The following is a 22,513-nucleotide window of genomic DNA, read 5'->3' on the forward strand; positions in this document are numbered from 1 at the left end:
TGCGGGAAACGACTTGATCCCCTCCGTCCCCTCTTCTCTACAGCGCCTCGCCTGCATCGGCCAGCCGCGATTCGATCAGCGCGTACCACTGCTCGAGCATGTCGACCAGCATGTCCAGCTCGGCGTCGGCGCGCTGCGCGCGGCCGCTGCGCAGGCAGGCCTGCGCTTCCTGCAGTTGGGTGAGGAACCCGGCAACGGTGTCGGCCTGCAGGATCAGGCCCGGCAGCCGGCGCCCGGGAATGCGCACCACCGCATGGTTGCCGAGTTGGCCGTACACGCTGAGAGTGGCTTCCGTCTTCATGGACAAGGGCAGGAATTGGGCATTCATCAGGTGCACCAGGGAAGAAACCTGCCCACCGGCAGGCGTGGAAAACGGGGGAGACGTTTCCACGTCCTGCCGGCAGAACAGGGGGGACTCGGGATGCCGGGGCGCGCCCCGGCACGGGGATTCAGTGCGGCCGCGCCACGCCGGCGATCTGCACCCGGCGGTTGGGCGCCAGGCAGGCAATCAGTTCGCGCCGGTTGCGCTGGTCGCACTGCACCAGTGGTTCCGCCGCGCCGCGACCTTCAGCGCTGATGCTCGCCGCTGATACGCCGCCCTGTACCAGGGCCATGCGCACCGCCTCGGCGCGCCGCTGCGACAGCGTCTGGTTGTAGGCAGCGCTGCCGATGCGGTCGGTGTAGCCGACCACCTGGATCGACTGCACCTGGCTGGCCTCGCGCACCTGCGCCAGCACGCCCTGCACGGCCTGCTGGCCGGTGGCACTGAGCACCGCACTGTCGAAACCGAACAGCGCATCGGCAGCCAGTCGCAGCGGCTGCTCCGGCAAGGGCGCCGGCGGTGGCGGTGCAGGCGGACGCGGCGGATCCAGTACGGCAGCGCACGATTCAGGCTTCCAGTAGCCGCCCTGGGCGATGCCCTTGTTATCGAAGCGCACCTGGAACTGGCAGGTGAAGTATTCGGCGCCCTGTGCGGTGCGGAAGTTGAAGAGGTAGTTCCACTCGCGCACACCCCACATGCCTTCATTGAAATGCGGTGTGCCCAGCAGCGTGTACAGCTGGCGCTTGCTCATGCCCGGCGCGAACCGGCGCAGGTCGGCGATATCGGGATAGATGCCTTCCTTCAGCGATGCCTTGCTGGCCTCCGGGAAGGTGACGGCAGTGCTGCCGGCGGGACCATCGGCGGCCGGTGCGTGGCTGCGGCAGGCAACCAGCAGCCCTGCGGCCAGGATCAGGCCCAGCGTGGCGGCGACGCGGCCACTGCGAGCGATGCGATGCGATTTCATGTCATTCCCCCTGTAGACGTTGCCCGCTGCGCCGGGCCGCAAGTGCGACCCGGCGCGGGCGATCACCACTGGATACCGGCACCGACGGCCACACCGGCCTCGCCGCGGCTGTTGGTGGAACCACTGAACTTGTAGATCCAGCGCCCGCCCTCGGAAACACCGGAGATGCCCAGGGCAACACCGGATTCGCCGTTGTAGCTGCCGGCAGCGATCGAGGCCATGTTGCGGCCGGCTTCGCTGGGCTGCGGCAGCGACGCGGTTGCCATCGCCGAGGCGATACCGGCCGAGGCGCGGTTGTCGGTCTTGCGCAGGTCGCGTTCGAAGCCGCCCATGCGCTCATCGGTGTAGGCCTTGGACCAGTCCAGCGTCTGCGCCATGCCCGACTTCAGCTGGTCGACGTTGACTGCGTCGGTACCGGCGGTGCCGGCGGCGACGTTGCGCACCGTGGTCGGGCCACTGCTGGTGCTGCCCAGGGTGACGCTGTTGTAGTTGGTGGTGCCGTTGGTGGTGGTGTCGTAGCGGATCGTGCCCTGCTGCGAAGCCTGCAGCTGACGCACGTTGACCGCATCCGTTGCCTGCGAACCGTCGGCCACGTTGACCACCTGGCGTTCGGCACCGGCTGCCCCCACCGACACCGTATTGGCGCGGTTGGCGACCGAGCCTGCACCCAGCGCCACCGAGTTGTCGGCCTGTGCCTGCGAACCGTTGCCCAGTGCGGTCGAGTTCGCCCCGGCAGCGGTGGAGCCGGCACCGCCTGCGGCGGAGTTGGCACCGCTGGCGGACGGATCGGCCAGGTTGTTGCTGTTGTTGGCACGGAAGCTGCCGGCGACGTTGGTGATGTTCTGGATCTTCTGGTCGGTGTAGGACTTGGACTGGTCGATGGCGTAGTTGACGCCGTTCTTCAGCTGGCCGACGTTGGTCGCGTCGTGGTCGTCGGAGCCATCGGCCACGTGGGTGACCTTGCGCTCGCTGCCGCTGCTGCCCACCGCCACTTCACCGGACGAGTTGCTGGCACCGGTCTGGCCGTAGGCACCGGTATAGCCGGTCTGCGCGCCGACGCTGGCCACCGAGCCTGCACCCAGCGCAACACTGTTGCCTGCGCTGGCATTGGCGCCGTTGCCGACCGCCACACTGCCCGCGCCCGCTGCACTGGCCTGCGGGCCGACCGCCAGCGCTTCGGCACCGGTGGCCGTCGCCGCTGCGGCAGTGGAGTTGACCGCCAGGTATGGGCTGCCGCCACCGTTGCTGATGCGCTGGTTGAGCACCCGCAGCGAGCCATCCACGGCGGAGAACGCCGCGGTGACGTTGCTGTAATCGTTGCCGGTGATGGTGCCATCGGTAGCGATAGTGGAGATGTTGAAGGTCGGCGCGGTCCACAGCCCGGTGCTGCCGTTGTACACGGTGCTGCCACCGAAGTAGCTGGCCACCGTCTGGTGCGTGCTGAACAGCTGGTCGCCGGTGATGGCATCGCTGCTGCCCGCCAGGATGCTGCCAGCAGCCACGTTGGTGACTTTCACCGGTGCACCGCCGGTACCACTGAGGGTCACGGTATCAACCACGTTGCCACTCCCATCCACGTCGTACTTCACGGCGCGCTTGTCCAGGTCATCGGTCTGGTCTGCAACGTTGGCCAGCGAATTGCTGACCGCATCGAAGGCCGTGCCGACGTCGTTGTAGCTGCCCTGGCTGACGGTGCCATTGGCGGCGACATTGTTGAGCGTGTAGGTCGGTGCGGTAACCACGCCATTGGCATCCACCGCAGCGCCGCCGCCGAGATGGGTGGCCACGGTCTGGTTGGCCGCGAACAGCTGCGCACCGTTGATCGCTTCGCTGCTGGCCGCGCTGATCTGGCCCGGGCCAAGGTTGCGCAGCGTGGTGGCCGTGCCGGACTGGCCCAGCGTAGCGCTGCCGTAGTTGACGCTGCCGTCGCCGTTGAGGTCGTAGCGCAGCGCGCCCTCTTCCGAGGCCTGCAACTGGCCCAGGTTGACCGCATCGGTGCTGGCGGTACCGGCGGCGACATTGGTGACCTGGCGTTCGGCGCCTGCGGCACCGATCGACACGCTGTTGGCACGGTCGGCCAGGCTGCCGGCACCGACCGCGATGCTGTTGGCGGCGGTTGCGCTGGCACCGGCACCGACGGCGATCGCTTCGGTACCGCTGGCCACGGCGTCAGCACCGGTCGAATTCACCCGCAGGTACCGGGTGCCGGTGTTGCGGATGTCGTTGATCTGCGTGTTGAGGTTGACCAGCGAGCCATCCACCGCATCGAAGGCGTCGGTGACGTTGTCATACAGCCCCGAGGCGACGGCGCCACCGGTGGAGATGGTGCTGATCTCGAACAGCGGTGCGGTGAACGTGCTGGTGAGCGGATCGAATGCTGCGCGTCCGCCAAAGAACTTCGCCATGGTGTCGTTGCTGGCGAACAGCTGCGCACCGTTGACCGCCTCGCTGCTGGTGGCATTGACCGCGCCGGCGGCCAGGTTGCCGATGGTGGTGGTGCCGGTGCCATTGCCGAGGGTGACACGGCGGTAGTTGGGATCGCCTGCACCATCCAGGTCATAGGTGACCGCCGCGGCGCCGACCGCATCGATCTGGCTGATGGCGCCCTTCAGCTGGGCCACGTTGACCGCATCGGTGTTGGCGCTGCCGGCCGCGAGGTTGGTGATCTGCCGCTCGCCGCCACCGGCGGTGCCTACCGACACTTCACCGGCCGACACCTGCGCGGTGGTCAGGCCATAGGCGCTGTAGCTGGCCTGGGCGCCGCGCAGTGCAGCCGAGCGGTAACCCAATGCCACCGAATTGGCCTGGTTGGAGGTGCTCTCCGCGCCGAGCAGGGTCTGCCCGTTGGCGGTGCCGCTGGCACTGTCGCCGACCACCACCGAGTGCCCCATGCGTGCCGCGTAGTCGGCGGTGGGAACGCCGGTCGGATCGGTCGGATCATTGGCGCCCGCGCCGGGGAAGGCCACGTTGGCATCGACCTTCGGCAGCTCATGGCGGGCATTGGCGCCGATCACCACTTCCTTCGAACCGTTGGCATAGGCGCCATCGCCCATCAGCACCTGGTAGTCCTGCGCGGCGTTGACCGCCCAGCAGGAGATATCGGCCAGTGCAATGTCCAGGCACTTGGCCGCCCAGGCCGGCGAATCCTTGGGCAGCAGCAGGCCCAGCAGGCCACCGGGATTGCCATTGTTGATGTTGTAGATGTAGCTGTCGGAGGTGACGCCACCGATCAGGGTCAGGTGCGAGCTGCCGCCGGTGACCGCGCCACCCAGTCCATTGAGCGTGGTACCGACCGGCGTGGCGTTGACCACCGGCAGGCCGAGCACGTTGACCGTGGAGTAGGTCTGCATGACGTTGGCCGTGCTGAGCTTGAGGTTGCCGTTGGACAGGTAGCCGGTGCCGCCGAACAGGCTGGCAGTGGTCGGGCCAAGCAGTTCGGTGACACCGCCCACCAGGCCACCGGTGCCGATCACCAGGCCCGCATTCGGGTCGGCGGCTGCGGGCGCCTTCGGGCTGGTCGGCGGGATGGCCGACGGCGAGGTCAGGCCGAGGCTGCCCAGGGTGTTGCCGACCAGACCGCCGACAGCCCCGCCGAGGTTGTTGACGGTGCCGGACAGGTCGCCGTTGAGCAGGCTGCCGACAGCGCTGCCAACGCCGTTCAGCGCAGTGCCGACACCGTTGAGCAAGCCGCCCAGGCCCAGCGCGCTGTTCTGAGCGGCGACGGTTGCGGTGCCGGCCAGCTTGAGGTTGCGATCAGCGACGAGTTCTTCGCCGTCCTTGCCCTGCACGCGCACCTTGCCCGCTACGCCGGCATCGAACGCGGCGGTGATCGCGCGGTCATCGGTGTCGCCCGGCAACTCTTCCTTGGCCGGCAGTGTGACCGCGGCGGTGGCACCGGCCTGGCCTTGTCCTTCGATATGGTTGCCGGCCACGCCCAGCTGCGAATCGACCTTGCCGTCGACGGCCGCCTTCAGCCCGGACGGCGTTGCAGTCACGGCGGTGGCAACCTGGGTGCCGGCATCGACGCTGGCAACCGGCGTACCGGCGATGCCGACATTGGCTTTTGCGGCGGCGTTGGCAGACAGACCCAGCGGCGCCTGAGCGGCCGGTGCGACGTTCGCGGCGACCGCGGTATCGACACGGGCGGCGGCGACGTTGCCGACGCCGATGTTGGCACGCACGTCGGCGCCGAGCGCCGGTGCGGTCACCTGGCGCGGCGTGGCGCCGGCGGCCAGCTTGACCTGCACGGTGGCCGGCAGGACGTCGCGCACCACCGGCAGCGAGGTCGTGCTCAGCTGCAGGCCGACGCGTGCGTTCGCACTGATCGCCGGGTTCGCCTGGGCCTGTCGTGCGGCCGCTGCCAGCGCCACTTCGGCATCCACCTTCACCGGCATCGGCTGGGTGTACTTGGCTGCCAATGCCTGCAGATCGCGCAGGGATTGGCTGGACTCTGTTGCCGCCGCAGGCCCGCTGGCCAGCACGCACAGCAGTGCCAGGGCCAGGGTGCTGGGCACCAGAAGGCTGGCACGGCGGTCGCGCGGTGCGGTACCACCGCTATCGCCGGTGGCCAGTTCCGAGGCCACAACCAGAGCATTGAGCTGGCGGTTCCATACACGCCGGTAGATGCGGTTCATGAGCATTTCCCCCGTAGGCGGACAACTTGAATGTCAGTGGACTTGCCGTTAGGCAGGTGACTGACATTTCGCGCCTTTCAGCGAGGGCTGAGCACTTCATTCCGGCAGGGCAATCGCGCATTCCGGCAAATCCACGGCCGGATTCGGCAGCCGCATATGCAAAACCGGCAGGGAGGGCTGGCCGGGCTGCGCCCGGCACCCGCAGAGGCCACGTCAAAGGCAACAGCAACGGCAAAAGCAACGGCAGAAGCTGGGTTCCTGGGGGATGGCGGGGTGGGTCCGGTTGCGGGGGACGCCGTAAATACGTCCCTGTAGGCTTGGCCGCGGCATCCATGCCGCGGACACCCCCGCAACCGGACCCACCCCGCCTTCGACAGTTTCCCGCGCGCTTTCCTGTAGAGCCGGGCCATGCCCGGCTGAGGGAAAGTCGGATCATCATTTTTCATTTAGATCGAAATAATCAATGAAAATCGAGGTTGCACTCACGCCCGCAGTGAATGCATGACAGTCAATCCAACCGCCCTCGGGAAACTGTCAGGGGTGGGGCGGTGTGGGCTTGCAGGACCGTTGGCGCCATGGATGGCGCCATCGAGCCCCCATGGATGGGTTTACGGCGTGTCCTGCAAGCCCACACCGCCCCGCCAACCCACAGAAAACCCAGAGCCGGCTGTTGCTGTTGCTGTTGCTGTGGCTGTTGCTGTTGAGGTTGCCGGCCAGCGGCCGGCACTACCGCGGGTGCCGGGCGGCAGCCCGGCCGATACCCTCAGGCCGGTTGGCCGAGCTGTGCGGGCGCGCGCATCAAGGTGTCGCGCGGCAGTTCGCCAAATACCTTGCGGTAGTTGTCGGCAAAGCGCGACAGGTCCCACAGCCCGCAACTGAGCGCGATGGCCTTGACCGAGCGCCGGTTGGAATCGGCCATCGACAGGCTGCGGCAGGCCGCACACAGCCGCAGCATCGACAGGTAGCGATTGGGCGAGGTGCCGAACAGATCCTCGAACGCATAGCGCAGGCCGCGTTCGCTGACGCCGGCGGCGTCGCAGATTTCATTCATGTAGATATTGCGCCGCAGGTTGAGGCGCATGAAGTTCTCCGCCCGCTGCGCGATCAGGTAATGCGTGCGGCGGGCGCGACTGCAGCTGGGCCGGTCGGCTGGGCCTCCACCGAGCAGCGCCTGGATATGCTCATGCAGCAGGCGCTCGGTTTCTTCCGGCTGCAGCGCACCGCCCTGCCCCAGCTGTGCATGCAGCTGCTGGTAATGGCGTACCAGAGGCATTGCATCATCGCCGAGGTTGAACAACGAAAGTGCCTGCCCCGCCGGTGGCGTGCTGCGCAGGCTCAATTCGGTCAGCTTGCGCTGCACGCGCGCGACCGGCACCAGCATCAGCGTCATCTGCGTGCCGGGGCTGAGCGTGAACTCACTGATGCCTTCGGGCATCACGGCCAGCGCCATTCCCGGCGTCAGCGGCACGCCATGGCACCAGCTCAGTGCATCGTCGGTGGTGTGCAGGTAACCGAGCATCGCCCAGTCGGGGGGCAGCATGAATCGGCCGCGACAATGGAAGCCGCAGGTGATACTGCAGAACAGGGCTTCCTCGTGAACGCGCGAAGCGAATGCCGCGCGCGGACCATTGCCATCAAGCAGCAACAGCTCCACATCGCACACGCGGAGCACGCCGCTCAGCGTGGCCAGGTCGATCGACCTGAGATCGCCGTCGTCGTTGTCTTCCACCCCACCATCGACCATGACAGTGTCGTCCCCCGTTTGGTCTGCTGCACGACCCCGCCCCCACTGCCTGACAGGGCGCTCGCCGTTTCCAAGAGCATCGTCCGTTGCCGTGATGGTCGCTGCGTAGAACGCGCGTCCATCCATGAAAATGCAAAACCTTGAATGCGAGTATGCCCGATAATCCGCGGCCGTAAACAGGATGTTTCAAGGCAGACGGATTATCGGCTGCGTGAAGAAATTGTGTGTGCGAGTGGCATGGTTTTCGCATGGGCGCAGATCGACCTCACATTATCTGCACGAGCATGAATCGTTTTGCGCAGGAACGGATTTACGTCACAGATCGTGACCGGAATATTCAGCAATTCCCCGAATCTGCCGAATTTGCATATAGGTTCCGGTTGCAGGGAACCGCCATTCAGGCAAAGTCGAATACACGGTGATCGGGCACGCAGATAGCGGCCACACCCAGGGGGACAGCATGACCATGCACCTGCGAAATACCGTTTCGACCACCGGCCCGGTGCCGTGCGGTCGCGGTTGCGCGGCCGCTGCCCTGCCCGGGAATGATCACCCTGCTTGAGCACAGCGGGATTGCCCGCCGTGCCTCCTCCGCCAGGATGGCAGAGGCCTACGGACGGTCCCGGCGGAGCCGGGCCACCGCCCATGCAGGTTTCCTGCAGCAACTGACAGGTAGAGGGAGACAACCGTCATGAACGCATCGATCCGCAAGTTCCTGAAAGAAGAAGATGGCGTGACCGCGCTCGAATACGGGCTGCTGGCCGCCGTGATCGCCGGCATCCTGATCGTGGTGGGCAGAACCCAGATCACCGCATTCTTCACCACGTTGTTCACGCGCCTGCAGGCCATCGCCACCGACGCCACCACCACCTAGCCGTCGCGCGGGGTGCAGCACCTGCGGTCGCTTCGATGGCGACCGCGGTGGCCGATGAAGGGGTCTGCAACTGTCCAATGACGGACGAAGAGGGTGTGCGATGACACTGCTGGGATTGCTGGCCATGGGAGTGTGCCTGCGGATCGCGATCAGCGATCTGTACGCCCGCCGCGTGCCCAACACCTGGCTGCTGGCTGCGTGCGCGATCGCCGTGCCACTGATCATCGCCAACCAGTTCACTGCAACGCGCACGACCTGGGCGCCCCACCTGCTGGGCGCGGCACTTGGCCTGCTGGCTCTGCTGCCGTTCTACGCGGTGCGCTGGATGGGCGCTGGCGATGTGAAGTTCTTCGCCGTGCTCGGCCTGCTGCTGGGCTGGAAGGCATTGCTGCCGGTATGGGTGCTTGCCAGCCTGGCCGCAGGCGCCCACGCCATGCTGGTGATCGTCGGACGGCAGTTGGCCGGTCACCTGCCGCTGCGCCTGCAGATGCAGGTAAATCGCGCCAGCACGCACTGGAATGGGCACCCTGCACTGCGCGAACTCCACGCTGCGCGCGCGGGGCGCCAGGGCATTCCTTACGCGGCCTACCTGGCCTTCGCTGCGATTGGCTGGGTATTGGCAACCACTTATGGAGGCGTGGCATGAAAGGGTTCGCACGTCGCCGCCAACGCGGCGTGGCCAGCATCGAATTCGCACTGATGCTGCTTCTCGGCCTGGTGCCGCTGTTGCTGTTCACCTTTTCCGGCGTGCTGATCATGGCCGCGCAGCAGACCTTGGCGACGGCCTCGGCCGAGGGCGCGCGCGCTTCGCTGCGCTATGGCAGCGCCGGCGAGCGGCGCACCGCAGCCTGCCTGGCGGCCCGCCGCTCCATGCAATGGCTGTTGCAGTTTTCCAGGCAGAACCCGGACTGCAGCGCTGGCGGCGCCGGTGCCATCGTGGTTTCGCCGCAGGCGCCCTGCGCCGGCCTGGCGACGGTGCAATGCATGACGGTGACCGTGAGCTACGACTACAACGCCCACCCCTTCCTGCCCGGCACCGCCACGCTCTACGGCTGGGTGATGGGCGCCCCCATTCGCAGCGTCGCGGTCGCCCAGCTGGACCTTGGCAGCAACTGACGATCGGTACAGGAGACGTTCTTCATGCTCAAGTTGACCCGCATCGCCGCCATCGCCCTGATTGCACTCGCGGTGCTGCTCGCCGTGGTGGCCTTCGTGATCGGCCGCAAGCCTGCGGCTTCGGCGGACAATCCGAGCACGATCGTAACGGCCGATGCGCAGACCTTCAGTGTCGTCGAAGCCACCGCGCGGCTACCTGCCGGCGAGCCGATCAGCGCCAATGGCGTACGGCTGACACAACGCAGCGCAGAAGTGCCGGGGGCGGCGGCCGACCTGGCAGCGGTGGTCGGCAAGGTGCCGGTACAGGACATCAGCGAAGGCAGCGCGATTGGCGCCAGCCTGCTCGCGCAGGGCTTCTCGCTGCAGCTGCGGCCGGGCGAACGGGCACTGGCAGTGCCGGTCGATGAGCTGGTCGCGGCAGGCAACCGCATCCTGCCCGGCGATTTCGTCGACGTGTTCCTCAACCTGCGCAGCGCCGCTACCAGCTACAACGGCCAGCAGGACATCGCACAGACGCGGTTGCTGCTGTCACGCCTGCGCGTGCTCAGCTACGGCCAGCAGGACATCGCGGCAGCGCCCACGAGCAGCCAGGGCGAGGCACCGGCCACGGCGCACAACGACTCACGCGCGGCCGATATCACCAATGGTTCCAGTGGTTCCAGCAGCACCCACAGCAATGGAAACGGCAGCGATGCCACGCAACCGGCACGCACCGCAGTGCTGGCGGTACCGGTGGCCGACGCCAACCGCCTGCTGCTCGGCGCGCAGCAGGGCAAGCTGTTCCTGGCCCTGCGCAATCCCGCCGATACCGGCCTGCCGGACCTGGCGCTGTTCCCGCAGGCACGCGGCGTGCTTGACCCGGTGCGCGGCCTGGACAACGAACAGCAGCAGGCTCTGCAGCGACCGGAGAACAACGCCTACGCAGGCCTGGATGGCGACGCACTGGCTGGCCGCGGCAGCAGCGTGCAGCGCAACGCTCACGAAACGCCGGCGCGTGCACCGGTGCAGCGCCGCTCGACACCGCGACCGGCGGGCATCGAGATCATCCGTGGCGACACCGCCGCCCCCCGTGGCTCCCTTTGACCCTTGCCGAGAGCGCACATGACTGAACGTCGCTACTGCCTACGCCCCTCTGTCCGCCAGCGCTGGCTGGCCCTGCTGCTGGTGCTGCTGGCACCGGGTGCGAGCGTGGCTGCCGACGACCTGCTGCTGCAGACCCGCGAACAGCGGCCATGGACGCTGCCAGCCGACCTGGAACGGGTCGCCATCGCCGACCCCGGCGTGGCTGACATCGTGATGCTGCGTGGCGCACGCCAGGCGTTGCTGGTCGGAAAGGCGCCGGGCACCACGACCCTGCTGCTGTGGCACCGCAAGCAGAGTGAACCGCAGCGCGTGCAGGTGCGCGTGCAGAGTGCCGTGCAGGGCGCGGCCGATACCGGCTCCAACGGGCTGGTGTTCACCCAACAGGACCATCAAGGGCTCCTGCAGGGAAGCAGCGACAGCGTGCTGGCGCACATGCAGGAACAGAAGACCGCCGTGATGGCGCTGGGCAAGGACGGCAGCCTGGCCGACGCCTCCACCATCAGCAGCGGCGGCGTGGTGCAGGTCGAGGTCAAGGTGGTCGAATTCAACAAGACCGCGCTGAAGCAGATCGGCATCAACTTCCAGAACCGCAACGGTGGTTTCGCCTATGGATTCGCCCGACCCGGTGGGCAGCTGCCAGGCAACACCGGCATCCTGCCGGGCATGAAGGAAGGCGAGTCCAGCAACGAAAGCGAATCGCCGATCTCCTCGGCGTTCCGGCTGGTGTTTGGCTCGACCAAGGGCCTGTGGAATGCCGATGTGGACCTGCTGCAGGCCAACGGCATGGCGCGCGTGCTGGCCGAGCCGACCCTCGTTGCGCTGTCCGGGCAGAGCGCCAGCTTCCTGGCCGGTGGCGAACTGCCGATCCTGGAACCGCAGGGGCTCGGCACGACCACGGTCACCTACAAGCCCTTCGGCATCGGCCTGACCGTGACGCCCACCGTGCTCTCACCGAACCGTATTGCGTTGAAGGTCGCGCCCGAAGCCAGCGACCTGGACTACACCAACGCGATCGCACTGAACGGCGTGCAGATCCCTTCGATCACCACCCGCCGCGCAGATACCACTGTCGAGCTTGGCGATGGCGAGAGCTTCGTCATCGGTGGTCTGGTCAGTTCCACCGTGGCGTCGACGGTAAACAAGATTCCCCTGCTGGGTGACCTGCCGATCATCGGTACGTTCTTCCGCAACTTCGATTACAAGCGCCAGGACAAGGAACTGGTGATCATCGTCACGCCGCGGTTGGTACAGCCGATTGCCCGCAATACCGAACTGCCGCTGCCCGGCGATCGCGAAGCCAAGCCGAACATGCCCGAATGGGGCGCGTGGCTGCTTGGCCCGATCAGCCGCGATCCGGTTCCCGGTTTCTCGCGCTGACCCACATGACGTCTCCGGTACCACGCCCATGCCCTACGCCACTGCCCTGCCGCTGCACCCGCAAGGACCACCGATGAACCTGGTCCTGTACGGGATCGACCGTGAACTGCTGCCGCGCCTGGCTGCCAAGCTGCCGCCGGCCACGGCACTGCATTGGCAGGACAGCGGCGAGCCGACCTCGGCACAGGACCTGCAGCGCGGCCCGCAGAACCTGGTTCTGCTCGACTTCCGCCCGGAGCATGCGTCGGCATCGACGGTGCTTGCCCAGCAGCTGCAGCAGACCCAGCCCGACTTGACCCTGGTGGCGGTGGGCGCCACCAGCGCCGGTCAGGTTGAAGGTGTGGTGATGGCACTGCGCGCCGGCCTGCGCGATGTGCTGGACCTGGACAGTGACAACACCGGCATCGAGGCCGCCCTGCGCCGCGCCCTGTCGCCGCGGCCCGCCGCAAGCGCACAGCAGGCGCACAAGGCCCGGCTGATCGTGCTGCTGGGCGTGCGCGCCGGCGTCGGCACCAGCACCCTGGCCGCACATCTGTCGGTGCTCGCACAGCAGACCCACGCCCTGGCCCAAGGCGATGCAGCCGTGCAGGACGGGCTGCTGATGGAGCTGGCGCAGCCGGCCGGCGACCTTGCCCTGTACCTCAACCTTGACAGCCGCTTCCACTACGAAGACGCGCTGCGCAATGCCAGCCGCATCGATGCCACCCTGGCGCGCACCGCGATGGCGCGGCATTCCAGCGGCCTGGTCCTGCTCGATCGTGCCAGCGGCAGCGATGCACTGCCGCCGTCCGACCCTGGCGCGCTGCTGCAGCGCCTGCGCAGCGTGTTTGCCAGCGTGCTGTGTGATGCTGGCGGCTGCCCGCTGCGGCAGTTGCCACCGCTGCTGCTGGACCAGGCAGATGAAATCTGGCTGGTGGCCGATGCATCGATCGCCACGCTGGTGTCGCTGGACCACGCCCTGAAGCACCTTTCCGGCCAGCGCGATCGCGAGAAGCGGCTGCAGCTGCTGATCAACCGCCACGACGACAACAGTGGCATGAGCCCCGAACAGATCGCGCGCCGCTTCGAGCTGCCGCTGCTGGCCACCCTGCCCGAGCGGCCACGGGTACGCACGGCCGCCAGCCATGGTCATCTGCTGCTGCAGGATGCGCCGCGCGACCCGTACCTGCGTGCCCTCGCCCCGCTGGTGCAACGCCTGGATCCGGCTGCCTGCCCGGTCCAGGCGCATGGCCTGCGGGAAAGACTTGCCCTTGCCCTGGGTGGATCGCAATGGAAGACAAAGTGACCCCGTTCCCGCACGTTGTCGCCCGCAACTCGGTGCCGGAACATGCACCGGGCAGCCTGCCGTTCGCACAGACCGAGCAGTACCAGAAGGTGCTGTCGGCCGCGCACGAGCATCTGCTCAACAGCATCGAAGACGAGCGCATCGACATCGACTCCTGGGCCCCTGACACCATCGCCCGCTGGGTGGAGGTGCAGACGGTCAGTTTCATCCAGGAATGGCGCATCCCCATCAACGAAGAAGAAATGCAGGTGGTGGCCGAAGGCCTGGTCAAGGAGCTGACCGGGTTCGGCCCGCTCGATGACCTGCTGCATGACCCCACCATCGAAGACATCCTGATCAATGGCTTCAAGGATGTGCATGTCTCCCAGGGCGGGCAACTCAAACGCGCGCCACAGCGCTTCACCGACGACACCCACCTGCTGCGCATCCTGCGTCGCATCATCGCCCCGCTCGGCCGCCGCCTGGATGACTCCAATCCGATGGTCGATGCGCGCCTGCCCAATGGTGGTCGTCTCAACGCGATCATCTCGCCCTTGGCGGTGGACGGGCCGATGGTGTCCATCCGCAAGTTCCGCAAGGACCCCTTCACCCCCGATGAACTGCTGGCCAAGGGCACCTTCGATGCACCGATGCAGGCCCTGCTGAAGGCGATGGTGCTGGGCCGCTGCAACATCCTGGTCTCCGGCGGCACCAGCTCGGGCAAGACCTCGCTGCTCAATGCGCTGGCCAGCTACGTGCCGGCCAATGAACGCGTCATCACCGTGGAAGACACCGCCGAGCTCTCGCTCAACCACCCGCATGTGGTGCGCCTGGAGAGCCGCATCGGTGGCGCCGAGGGCCAGGGCGCGGTCAGCATCCGCGACTTGGTACGCAACAGCCTGCGCATGCGCCCCGACCGCATCGTGGTCGGCGAGGTGCGTGGCGCCGAAGTACTGGAAATGCTGCAGGCGATGAACACCGGCCATGACGGATCGATGGCCACCATCCATGCCAACTCGCCGCGTGACTGCCTGTACCGCATCGAGATGCTGGCCGGTTTTGCCGGCTTCCAGGGCAGCGAAGACAGCCTGCGGCGCCAGATCGCCAGCGCGATCGACTTCATCGTGCAGATCTCGCGCCTGGGCAGCGGCCGCCGCGTGCTGGTGTCGATCACCGAAATCACCGGCGTCAGCGACAACCTGATCACCACCCAGGAGATGTTCCGCCACGAAGTGCAGATCGATGGCAGTGGCAAGGAAATCGATCGCTGGATCGGCCTCGGCTTCCAGCCGCATTCGCACAAGCTGGAGCCGTTCCGGCAGTTGCTGCGCGAATCCCTGTACGGAGACTTCTGAGCATGAGTACCGGCCTGCTGCTGGGTGTGCTGAGCATCGTGTCGGTGCTGCTGGCGCTGGCCGTGTGGTTGTGGGGGACGGCCAACAGCCGCGAACAGCGCCAGGCCTCCCTGCAGCATGCCGAGCAGCAGCTGGCGCGCGGCACCGGCCCTGGTGCCAGTACCACCGCCGACGCGGCGCGGCAGGCCCCGTTGCCAGCACCGGGTCGGCGCACCCTGCCTTGGGACGGACAGCTGCAACGTGCCGGCCTGACGCCGGGCTGGAAGCTGCCACTGCTGATGCTGCTGCCGGGCATCGCCCTGTCCGCATTCGCGGTGCTGCGGCTGGGCACCGCCTGGATGTTCCCCCTGACCCTGCTGCTGTACCTGCTGGGCTGCTGGCTGTGGCTGATGCGCCGCACCGGCAAGCTGCAGGCGCAGCTGCTGCACCAGCTTCCGGATTTCCTCGACAACCTGGTACGTCTGACCGCCCTCGGCAACAGCCTGCAGGCCGCCTTCCAGGTCGCCTCGATGCAGACCAACGCACCGCTGCGTGGCCTGCTCGACACCACCGTGCGCTATGCCCGTGGCGGCATGGACCTGGACCGCGCGCTCAACCTCGCTGCACAGCCCTACCGCATGGACGTGCTGAAGGTACTGGCGGTGGTGATGGGGGTGAGCGTGCGCATCGGTGGCCGTGCCGACCAGATCCTGCAGCGCATGGGCGACTTCATGCGTGACCTCGAACAGGCCCAGCAGGAACTGGCCGCGACCACGTCTGAAACCCGCATGTCGGCCTGGGTACTGGGCCTGCTGCCACCGGCCAGCGCGGTGTTGATGGCGATCTCCAGCCCCGAATTCTTCCAGCCGGTGCTGCACGATCCGCTGGGCCACAAGATCCTGTTGATCGCCCTGTGCATGGAACTGACCGGCGCCTTCCTGCTGTACCGCCTGGCCAAATCGCTATGAGTACTCCCGTCCACGCAGGAGGCATCCAATGAGCGCCAGCATCTGGTTCGTGGCCGCCCTGCTGGTGCTCGCTGCCGGCGTGGCCCTGCTGGGCCTCGGCAGCTGGGTGCGCAGCCATCGCGAGGACCGCAGCGCGGCTACATTGAAGACGGCGCTGCGTCCGCGCGAAAACGAAGACGGCGCTGCCGATGCACGCAAGGATTCGCTTGGATGGCTGGAGCAGTTCGGCCGTGGACTGAGCGGTGGCCGCCTGGAAGCCGCACTGCTGGCCGGTGAAGATCGCCTGCTGTTGGACCTGGCCGGCTGGAACACCCGCCGCGGCACCGCCATCTACCTGGGCCTGCGCCTGCTGCTGGCGGTGCTGGTGCTGGGTATTGCGTTGGCGATCAGCGATGCCACGGGGTTGTCCAGGATCATGGTGGTGATCGGCGCGCTCGCTGCCGGCCTGCTGCTGCCGAAGTTCGCGCTCAGTGCGTGGGTCAAGCGACGGCGGCGTGCCGTGAACAATGAACTACCGCTGTTGATCGACCTGCTGCGCCTGCTGCAGGGCGTGGGCTTCAGCATGGACCAGAGCCTGCAGACACTGGGCGACAAGCTGCGCGATGCGCTGCCGGTGCTGGGCGGTGAAATCCAGGAAGCGAATGTGTCCTACACCCACGGACGCACGCGCGCGCAGTCGCTGCGGCGGCTGAGCGATGTATACGGCGACGACGACCTGTCCAGCCTCGTGCAGTTGATCCTGCAGGTGCACGCGCATGGCGGTGCCGTGCAGGAACCGCTGCGCCAGTTCAGCATCCGCCTGCGCGAGCAGCGCCGCAACGCGTTGAAGGAAAAGGTCGGCAAGCTCTCGGTGAAGATGACCGTGGTGATGATGCTGACCCTGCTGCCGGCACTGATGCTGGTGCTGGCCGGACCGGCGCTGGTCGCGCTGGCCACTACCTTGTCGAAAATGGGATGACCTTCATGCCTGTCCTGCGCCCCGCCTGCCTGTTGATTGCCTTGGTTGCCGCCGCTGCCGGCTGCAGCTCCACCACGCCGAAGTACCTGCGTGCGCCAAGCCTGGCCGAGCCGACGCCGGCCCCGCAGGACAGCCGCAACGCTTATCTGGAGCTGATCCAGCGCATGCAGCAGCAGGGCGCCTGGTACGCCTCGCTGGCGCACGTGGATGCCTTCCGCCAACGCTACGGCGATACCCCGGCACTGCGCCTGCTGCAGGCCGATGCACTGCGCCAGACCGGCCAGATCGATGCGGCGCTGGCGTTGTACCGCGAACTCGGCAACGGCCCACAGGCCGCGGCCGCCGCGCATGGCATCGGCCTGATCGCCGCGCTCCGTGATGATGACGACGGCGGCGAACAGGCACTCGCACGTGCCACCCAGCTGAATCCCCTGAACACCGATTACCTGGGCGACCTCGGCTATGCACGGCTGCGCGCCGGTCGCTTCGAACAGGCACGTGAGCCACTGGCCAAGGCGCTGGAACTGTCGCCGGGCAACGCCAAGGCCACCGCCAATCTCGCCCTGTGGGCGCTGCTGCGTGACGACACGGCCACCGTCGAACGACTGGCCCAACAGGCCAGCTTCAGCGAGGAGACGCGCCGCAGCGTCGAGCAGCAGGCACAGCAGATCCGCGCGCGGCTGCAGCAACGGCAGGCAGCCGCCGCTGCTGCAGCGGCGGCTGCGACGCGACCGGTTGCTTCGGTAACCGCCAGCGCACCCGCCGCAGGCCCGCGCCTGGCCGCCGAACCCCGCCGCGATGGCCGGGACCAACGCGACCCGTCACGACTGCCGCCCTCGATGCTGGAACGCTTCGGCACCACCGACCATCCCACCGGGAACACGCCATGACCTCGACGCCGCTGATCCGCTGCCTGCTGCCGATGCTTGCCGGCTTGTCTTTCGCTGCGGTTGTGCAGGCGCAGACGCCGCAGCAACCGTTGACCGGGCAGATGCTGGGCGGTGCTGCGCCCGCGTCGACCGCCGCCCCTCTGCACAGTGAGCCGTTGGCCACCGTGGACGTATCGCCGGAACAGGCTCCGCCGCCTCCGCCAGTCCCTGCAGCCAAGCCTGATTTCGGCGGCACGCAGCTGCGGCCCAATACCTCACAGATCGGCGACACCACCCGCAGCCTGTTCCGCCTGCAGGCCTCCGGCGAGGTAGCCGGTGCCCGCCTGCCGATCCTCGGCGACCAGGCCACATCCAGCTACGCGCGTTACCTGAAGAGCTTCCAGTACGACATCCCGCAATTCTTCGAAACCGACGTCGCCAAGTCCGCAGGATCCTCCCGATCCGGACGCTGAGGTCTGCCATGAACCGAGCACGCCATATCAGCTTCAGTCGCCCGCGCGGCGGCATGTCGGTCACCATGATGCTGGTGATGATCGCGTTGCTGGCAATGCTCGGCCTGATCGAGATCGGCTTCCTGTTCTGGGCCAAGCGTGATGCACAGAAGGTAGTCGATCTTGCCGCGCTGGCGGGCGCACAACGGCTCGACCTGTGCAACGCCAGCAATGCCGACAACAGTGCGGCCCGGCAGAGCGCACTCTCGCAGAACCGCTTCCGTGGGCAGGTGCAGATCCAGTGCGGCAACTGGAATGCCAGCCGCGCAACGGCAGACCACTTCAGCCCGAGCGTGGACGCCAGCAATCCGCGCAACGCGGTGCGCGTCGTTGCCGAACGCGGCGTGCTGCCTTTCTTCGGCCAGAACCGCACGTTGCCCACCCTGCGCGTGCAGGCCGTGGCCAAGCGCTCGGAACCCACCGCGGTGTTCGCAGTGGGCTCGCAGCTGCTGCGCACCAATGGCAACTCCCCCTTGATGGCGACCCTTCGCCTGGTCGGCCTGGACGTCACCAACGCGACGGTCTTGTCCTACGACGGCTTGGCGCAGGCCACCATCACCCCGTCGGGGCTGCTGGCTGCACTGGGCATCCCGGTCACCGCTGACCTCAGCGTGGCCGACTTCAACCGGCTGCTGTCGATCAACCGCATTTCGCTGGCGCAGCTGGTCAATGCCACTGCCACGGTAGTCGGCCGCGAGACCGCCGTCGGCGTACAGCTGCAGGCGCTGTCCAACCTGGTCGGCACCCGCCTGGACATCAACCAGCTCAATATTCTGCTGGGCAGCCAGAACGGCGGCGGCGGTCTGTTCGCGCAGGTGATCTCACCGGACGGCACCATCGGCAGCGCGCTGGAATCGCAGGTCAATGTGCTGGATCTTGTCACCGCCGCGATCTCCATTGCCAACGATGGCAATGGCGTGCAGGTGCAGGGCTTGAACCTGCTGGGCATCGACGTCAAGGCCGGCGTGGTGGAGCCACCGTCGATCGCCATCGGCGGTGTCGGCGCACGCGCGTACAACGCGCAGGTGCGGCTGATGGTGGACGTCGACAGCGACCGCCTGTTCGCGATCGGTCCGCTGTTGAACCTGCTGGGTACCCGCCTGCATCTGCCACTGCACGTGGATGTGGCCAATGCGATGGGAACATTGACCAGCATCCAGTGCGGGGCGACGCCACCGACGGCCACCGTCCAGGTCGATTCCTCGGTGCTGCGCGCCTGCGTCGGCAAGGTCAACGCGGCCGATCGCTTCTCCAAGAGCAACGTCTGTGACGCGACCCTGCAGAACGAGCAGCTGTTGAAGCTGCTGGGGCAGCCCTTGATCAACGACAAGATCACCCTGCCGGCACTGACCAGCACGCAGAGCTTGACCCTGGCCGCCGGCCAGACCGGCTCGACCCGGATCAACCCATTGGCCGTCGGCACCGCCGTGTCGGATCTGGTCAACGAACTGCTGCGCGTGCTGTCAGGCATGCTCAGTTCGCCCAAGCAGGGCATGAACGCCAATGACACCGCCAAGGCATTGGCCGACCGCTATCTGCAGGCCGCCTTCCCCAGCGGCGGGCGCTACAACGTGGACCAGGTGATTCCGTTGCTGCGCGATGGCGATCCGTCGCGCAACCTCGCACCGCTGGGCAACTGGACAGTCACCAAAGGCGTACCCAAGCCCTGCCTGATTGGCCTGGGCACCTGCTGGGAAGATGGTTCAGTCTGGGCCGGTTACCGCGCCACTGTGACCGGCCAGGGCCTGGGCCTGCTCGACGGCCTGCTCGGCTCGCTGGTCGGTGGACTGCTGATCAACCGCTGCGACAGCCTGCTGGGCAACCTGATCGACTACAACGGCTGCGTGCGCACCAATCTGGCGTCCTACATCCAGACCGCGCCGGCCGGATTCCTAGATGGACAGAACGGGGGCGGGGTAACCACCCCGGGCAACAACGTGACCTGCAGCGGCCTGCTGTGCGCGCTGCTGAATCCGGTGCTGGCGGCACTCAAGCCGGTGCTCAACAGCGTCGGCACCCTGCTGACCAATACCCTGGCCAGCCTGCTAGGGCTGGAACTGGGCCGCACCGATGTCAGCATGCAGTCGATCCAGTGCAGCTCGGCGCAGCTGGTCTTCTGACCCGCGCGGGCGCGGGTTGGCGGCGCCCGTGCCCATGCTAGACTCGCGGCGGGGAACCACTTTCAACTCAACCCACACTACATCCGTGGATGGTCTAGACATGCGAGAAACTTCAGGGGGCACCGTCTTCGCCCGGTATCCGCGCGGCGCAGCTCTGCTGGCCGTGGCCATGATCGTGGTGGCGCCGTCGGCGCTGGCCGCACGTGGCGATCGCACTGCCACCACCGAGCCGGCCAAGGCCGCACCGGTGGTACGCAACACCGTCGACGAACTCAAGCAGTTGATGGATGCGCAGCAGCTCACCGAACTGCGTACCACCTACAACGGCAACTACGGCGCCAGCCTGCTGTTCAACGCCAATACCCTGACCTACTACGTGGCCCTGTTCCAGGAGAAGAACTTCTGGCGGGTGATCAAGACCGATGCCGTCGACAACGCCGAGCGTGTCTACCGCACCTTCGCGCAGCAGTCCGAACAGCTGGCGCAGGTCTACATCGACACCACCCGGCTGGAAGCCGGCAAGCGCTACACCGAGCGCCTGGTGGCCTACAACGAAGAACGCCTGCGCACCCTGCAGCAGGAAATGGAGCAGCAGCAGGCGCAGTCGGCGCAGGTCAGTGCAGCGCTGCAGCAGGCGCAGCAGCAGGCGGTCAGCCTGAGCACCGACGTGCAGAGCACCAACAGCCAGCTCGATGCGCTGCAGCGCCGGATCCAGATCCTGCAGGCCGAACAGGGCAACCCGGAGCTGAGCCTGCCCAAGCCGGATGCAGCCGCGGCGCCGGCCGCCGCCAGCGACGGACGCTGAGGCTTACCTGGCCTGTAGACCAGAACGGCACCTTCGGGTGCCGTTTTTCGTTGTGATCAACGACAGGCCTCGCGTACTGCGTCATCCAGCTGCCTGCGCTGCAGGTAATCGAGCCTGCGCGGCTTGGCCAGCGTTTTGACCTGCTGCTGGCGCGCCCGCTCGCAGGCTTGCGGGTCGGCCGTGATCGATATCAGCGCGCCCTGCGCGCGTCCGCGCCGTGGCGTCCGCCTGGTTGCGCTGCGGGCAGGCGGCACGGCCGAAGGTAGGGGCCCACGCGCCTTCGACTCGGCACTGGGCACTTCCCAGCGCCACTCCGCCCGCCCCTGGCAGGGCGTCTGCTGATAGACCGGATGCCCGCCATCGGTGCACTTGTAGACGTTGGTCTGCGCCGCTGCGACAGCTGCCAACAGCAGTCCAGGCAACACCCCCCATCTCGGCATCTTCATGACTGGCCCTCGCGCGTCCGATGGCCATGGTTGCCATCAGTACAGGCCTGCCGCCAGAGCGAGTCGCGTCAGCGCAACGAACCCGTCAATCCGCCACAGCCGTGCAATGCACACGGCATATCGTGCGCTGTACTGCCGCAGGCGCCGGCGAACCCGCAGGCGTCTTACCTCCCTTCCGCCAAGGAACCTGCAATGAGCAATTTCGTGACCGTCAATGATGGCGCCCGCATCTTCTACAAGGACTGGGGCACCGGCCAGCCTGTCGTATTCGCCCATGGCTGGCCGCTTTCGTCCGACGCCTGGGACCCGCAGATGCTGTTCATGGGCCAGAACGGCTACCGCGTGATCGCCCACGATCGCCGCAGCCATGGCCGCTCCAGCCAGACATGGGACGGCAACAACATGGACACCTACGCCGACGACCTCGCTGCCGTTCTGGATGCGCTGGACGTGAAGGACGCGATCCTGGTCGGCCATTCCACCGGCGGTGGCGAAGTGGCCCACTACATCGGCCGCCATGGCAGCACGCGCGTGGCCAAGGTGGTGCTGGTCGGCGCCGTGCCGCCGTTGATGCTGAAGACCGCCAGCAATCCGGCCGGCACCCCGTTGGACGTGTTCGACGGCATCCGCAAGGGCACCGGCGGCGACCGTTCGCAGTTCTTCAAGGACCTGGCCACGCCGTTCTTCGGCGCCAACCGTGATGGCAACAGCGTCACCGAAGGCATGCGTGATTCGTTCTGGCTGCAGGGCATGCTGGGTGGCGTGAAGGGCCAGTACGACTGCATCCACGAGTTCTCGGAAGTGGACTACACCGAAGACCTGAAGAAGATCGACGTGCCGGCCCTGATCGTACACGGCAATGACGACCAGATCGTGCCGTTCGACGCCTCGGCCAAGCTGTCCTCGCAGATCATCAAGGACGCCGAACTGAAGGTATATGCGGGTGCGCCGCACGGCCTCACCCTCACCCATGCCGACCAGTTCAACGCCGACCTGCTGGCGTTCGCACGCAGATGAGGTATCGCGGCGGCGCTCCGGCGCCGCCGCGCCTGCGGTCGTGCCGGCCACTGGCCGGCAACCCCATCAACCTCGATCGAAACCGCGTTCAGCCGGCCAGCGGCCA

General features: G+C 67.0%; 19 protein-coding genes. 14 read left to right on the forward strand and 5 right to left on the reverse strand.

The annotated features are described in order from the left end of the window. Nucleotides 1-37: 37 nt before the first annotated feature. The 4 genes from QP457_RS12875 to QP457_RS12890 form a co-directional block, all read right to left on the reverse strand. On the reverse strand, nucleotides 38-328 hold the full coding sequence (locus tag QP457_RS12875) for a hypothetical protein (RefSeq protein ID WP_170929478.1): 291 nt from the start codon (nucleotides 326-328) through the stop codon (nucleotides 38-40). Nucleotides 329-449: 121 nt separating this feature from the next. After that, on the reverse strand, nucleotides 450-1,286 hold the full coding sequence (locus QP457_RS12880) for an OmpA family protein (RefSeq protein ID WP_100552751.1): 837 nt from the start codon (nucleotides 1,284-1,286) through the stop codon (nucleotides 450-452). A 62-nt stretch (nucleotides 1,287-1,348) separates the two neighbouring features. Next, nucleotides 1,349-5,920, reverse strand: a complete 4,572-nt coding sequence (locus tag QP457_RS12885) for a YadA-like family protein (RefSeq protein WP_205404388.1) — start codon at nucleotides 5,918-5,920, stop codon at nucleotides 1,349-1,351. A 763-nt stretch (nucleotides 5,921-6,683) separates the two neighbouring features. Continuing rightward, on the reverse strand, nucleotides 6,684-7,664 hold the full coding sequence (locus QP457_RS12890; protein ID WP_180167317.1) for a helix-turn-helix domain-containing protein: 981 nt from the start codon (nucleotides 7,662-7,664) through the stop codon (nucleotides 6,684-6,686). A gap of 691 nt (nucleotides 7,665-8,355) precedes the next feature. Here QP457_RS12890 and QP457_RS12895 point away from each other — a divergent pair. From QP457_RS12895 to QP457_RS12955, 13 genes are all read left to right on the forward strand, one after another. Then, the gene (locus QP457_RS12895; protein WP_025878547.1) at nucleotides 8,356-8,538 is read left to right on the forward strand and encodes a Flp family type IVb pilin; all 183 of its coding nucleotides are present in this window, start codon (nucleotides 8,356-8,358) and stop codon (nucleotides 8,536-8,538) included. A gap of 100 nt (nucleotides 8,539-8,638) precedes the next feature. Further along, the gene (locus QP457_RS12900; RefSeq protein WP_205404389.1) at nucleotides 8,639-9,184 is read left to right on the forward strand and encodes a prepilin peptidase; all 546 of its coding nucleotides are present in this window, start codon (nucleotides 8,639-8,641) and stop codon (nucleotides 9,182-9,184) included. Next, on the forward strand, nucleotides 9,181-9,654 hold the full coding sequence (locus QP457_RS12905) for a TadE/TadG family type IV pilus assembly protein (protein ID WP_205404390.1): 474 nt from the start codon (nucleotides 9,181-9,183) through the stop codon (nucleotides 9,652-9,654). Before QP457_RS12900 ends, QP457_RS12905 begins: the two co-directional genes overlap by 4 nt. A 24-nt stretch (nucleotides 9,655-9,678) precedes the next feature. After that, entirely contained in the window at nucleotides 9,679-10,737 is a 1,059-nt protein-coding gene (cpaB, locus tag QP457_RS12910) for a Flp pilus assembly protein CpaB (RefSeq protein WP_205404391.1), read from the forward strand. An 18-nt stretch (nucleotides 10,738-10,755) separates the two neighbouring features. Then, on the forward strand, nucleotides 10,756-12,114 hold the full coding sequence (locus QP457_RS12915; protein WP_205404392.1) for a type II and III secretion system protein family protein: 1,359 nt from the start codon (nucleotides 10,756-10,758) through the stop codon (nucleotides 12,112-12,114). A gap of 28 nt (nucleotides 12,115-12,142) precedes the next feature. Next, complete coding sequence (locus QP457_RS12920; RefSeq protein ID WP_205404393.1) at nucleotides 12,143-13,399, forward strand: fimbrial protein; 1,257 nt, start codon at nucleotides 12,143-12,145, stop codon at nucleotides 13,397-13,399. Continuing rightward, nucleotides 13,384-14,733 (forward strand): CpaF family protein, encoded by a 1,350-nt coding sequence (locus QP457_RS12925; RefSeq protein WP_180167321.1) that lies wholly within the window; start codon nucleotides 13,384-13,386, stop codon nucleotides 14,731-14,733. Before QP457_RS12920 ends, QP457_RS12925 begins: the two co-directional genes overlap by 16 nt. Before the next feature lie 2 nt (nucleotides 14,734-14,735). Next, on the forward strand, nucleotides 14,736-15,680 hold the full coding sequence (locus QP457_RS12930) for a type II secretion system F family protein (RefSeq protein WP_100552757.1): 945 nt from the start codon (nucleotides 14,736-14,738) through the stop codon (nucleotides 15,678-15,680). A gap of 28 nt (nucleotides 15,681-15,708) precedes the next feature. Next, entirely contained in the window at nucleotides 15,709-16,638 is a 930-nt protein-coding gene (locus tag QP457_RS12935; protein WP_180167323.1) for a type II secretion system F family protein, read from the forward strand. Nucleotides 16,639-16,643: 5 nt separating this feature from the next. Then, entirely contained in the window at nucleotides 16,644-17,528 is an 885-nt protein-coding gene (locus QP457_RS12940) for a tetratricopeptide repeat protein (protein WP_205404394.1), read from the forward strand. Further along, complete coding sequence (locus QP457_RS12945) at nucleotides 17,525-17,980, forward strand: DUF3613 domain-containing protein (RefSeq protein ID WP_180167325.1); 456 nt, start codon at nucleotides 17,525-17,527, stop codon at nucleotides 17,978-17,980. Before QP457_RS12940 ends, QP457_RS12945 begins: the two co-directional genes overlap by 4 nt. A gap of 8 nt (nucleotides 17,981-17,988) precedes the next feature. Next, on the forward strand, nucleotides 17,989-20,139 hold the full coding sequence (locus QP457_RS12950; RefSeq protein ID WP_205404395.1) for a TadG family pilus assembly protein: 2,151 nt from the start codon (nucleotides 17,989-17,991) through the stop codon (nucleotides 20,137-20,139). 100 nt (nucleotides 20,140-20,239) lie between these two features. Next, nucleotides 20,240-20,944, forward strand: a complete 705-nt coding sequence (locus QP457_RS12955) for a DUF2968 domain-containing protein (protein WP_180167327.1) — start codon at nucleotides 20,240-20,242, stop codon at nucleotides 20,942-20,944. 56 nt (nucleotides 20,945-21,000) lie between these two features. Here QP457_RS12955 and QP457_RS12960 read toward each other — a convergent pair whose 3' ends face one another. Beyond that, the gene (locus QP457_RS12960) at nucleotides 21,001-21,390 is read right to left on the reverse strand and encodes a DUF4124 domain-containing protein (RefSeq protein WP_205404396.1); all 390 of its coding nucleotides are present in this window, start codon (nucleotides 21,388-21,390) and stop codon (nucleotides 21,001-21,003) included. Nucleotides 21,391-21,582: 192 nt separating this feature from the next. On the opposite strand from QP457_RS12960, the gene QP457_RS12965 reads away from it, so the two are divergent. Continuing rightward, a complete protein-coding gene (locus tag QP457_RS12965) occupies nucleotides 21,583-22,407 on the forward strand; it encodes an alpha/beta hydrolase (RefSeq protein ID WP_205404397.1) in 825 nt (274 codons plus the stop codon). Nucleotides 22,408-22,513: the final 106 nt, after the last annotated feature.

The sequence above is a fragment of the Stenotrophomonas sp. As-7 genome (assembly GCF_030291015.1).
GTDB classification, from domain to species: domain Bacteria; phylum Pseudomonadota; class Gammaproteobacteria; order Xanthomonadales; family Xanthomonadaceae; genus Stenotrophomonas; species Stenotrophomonas lactitubi.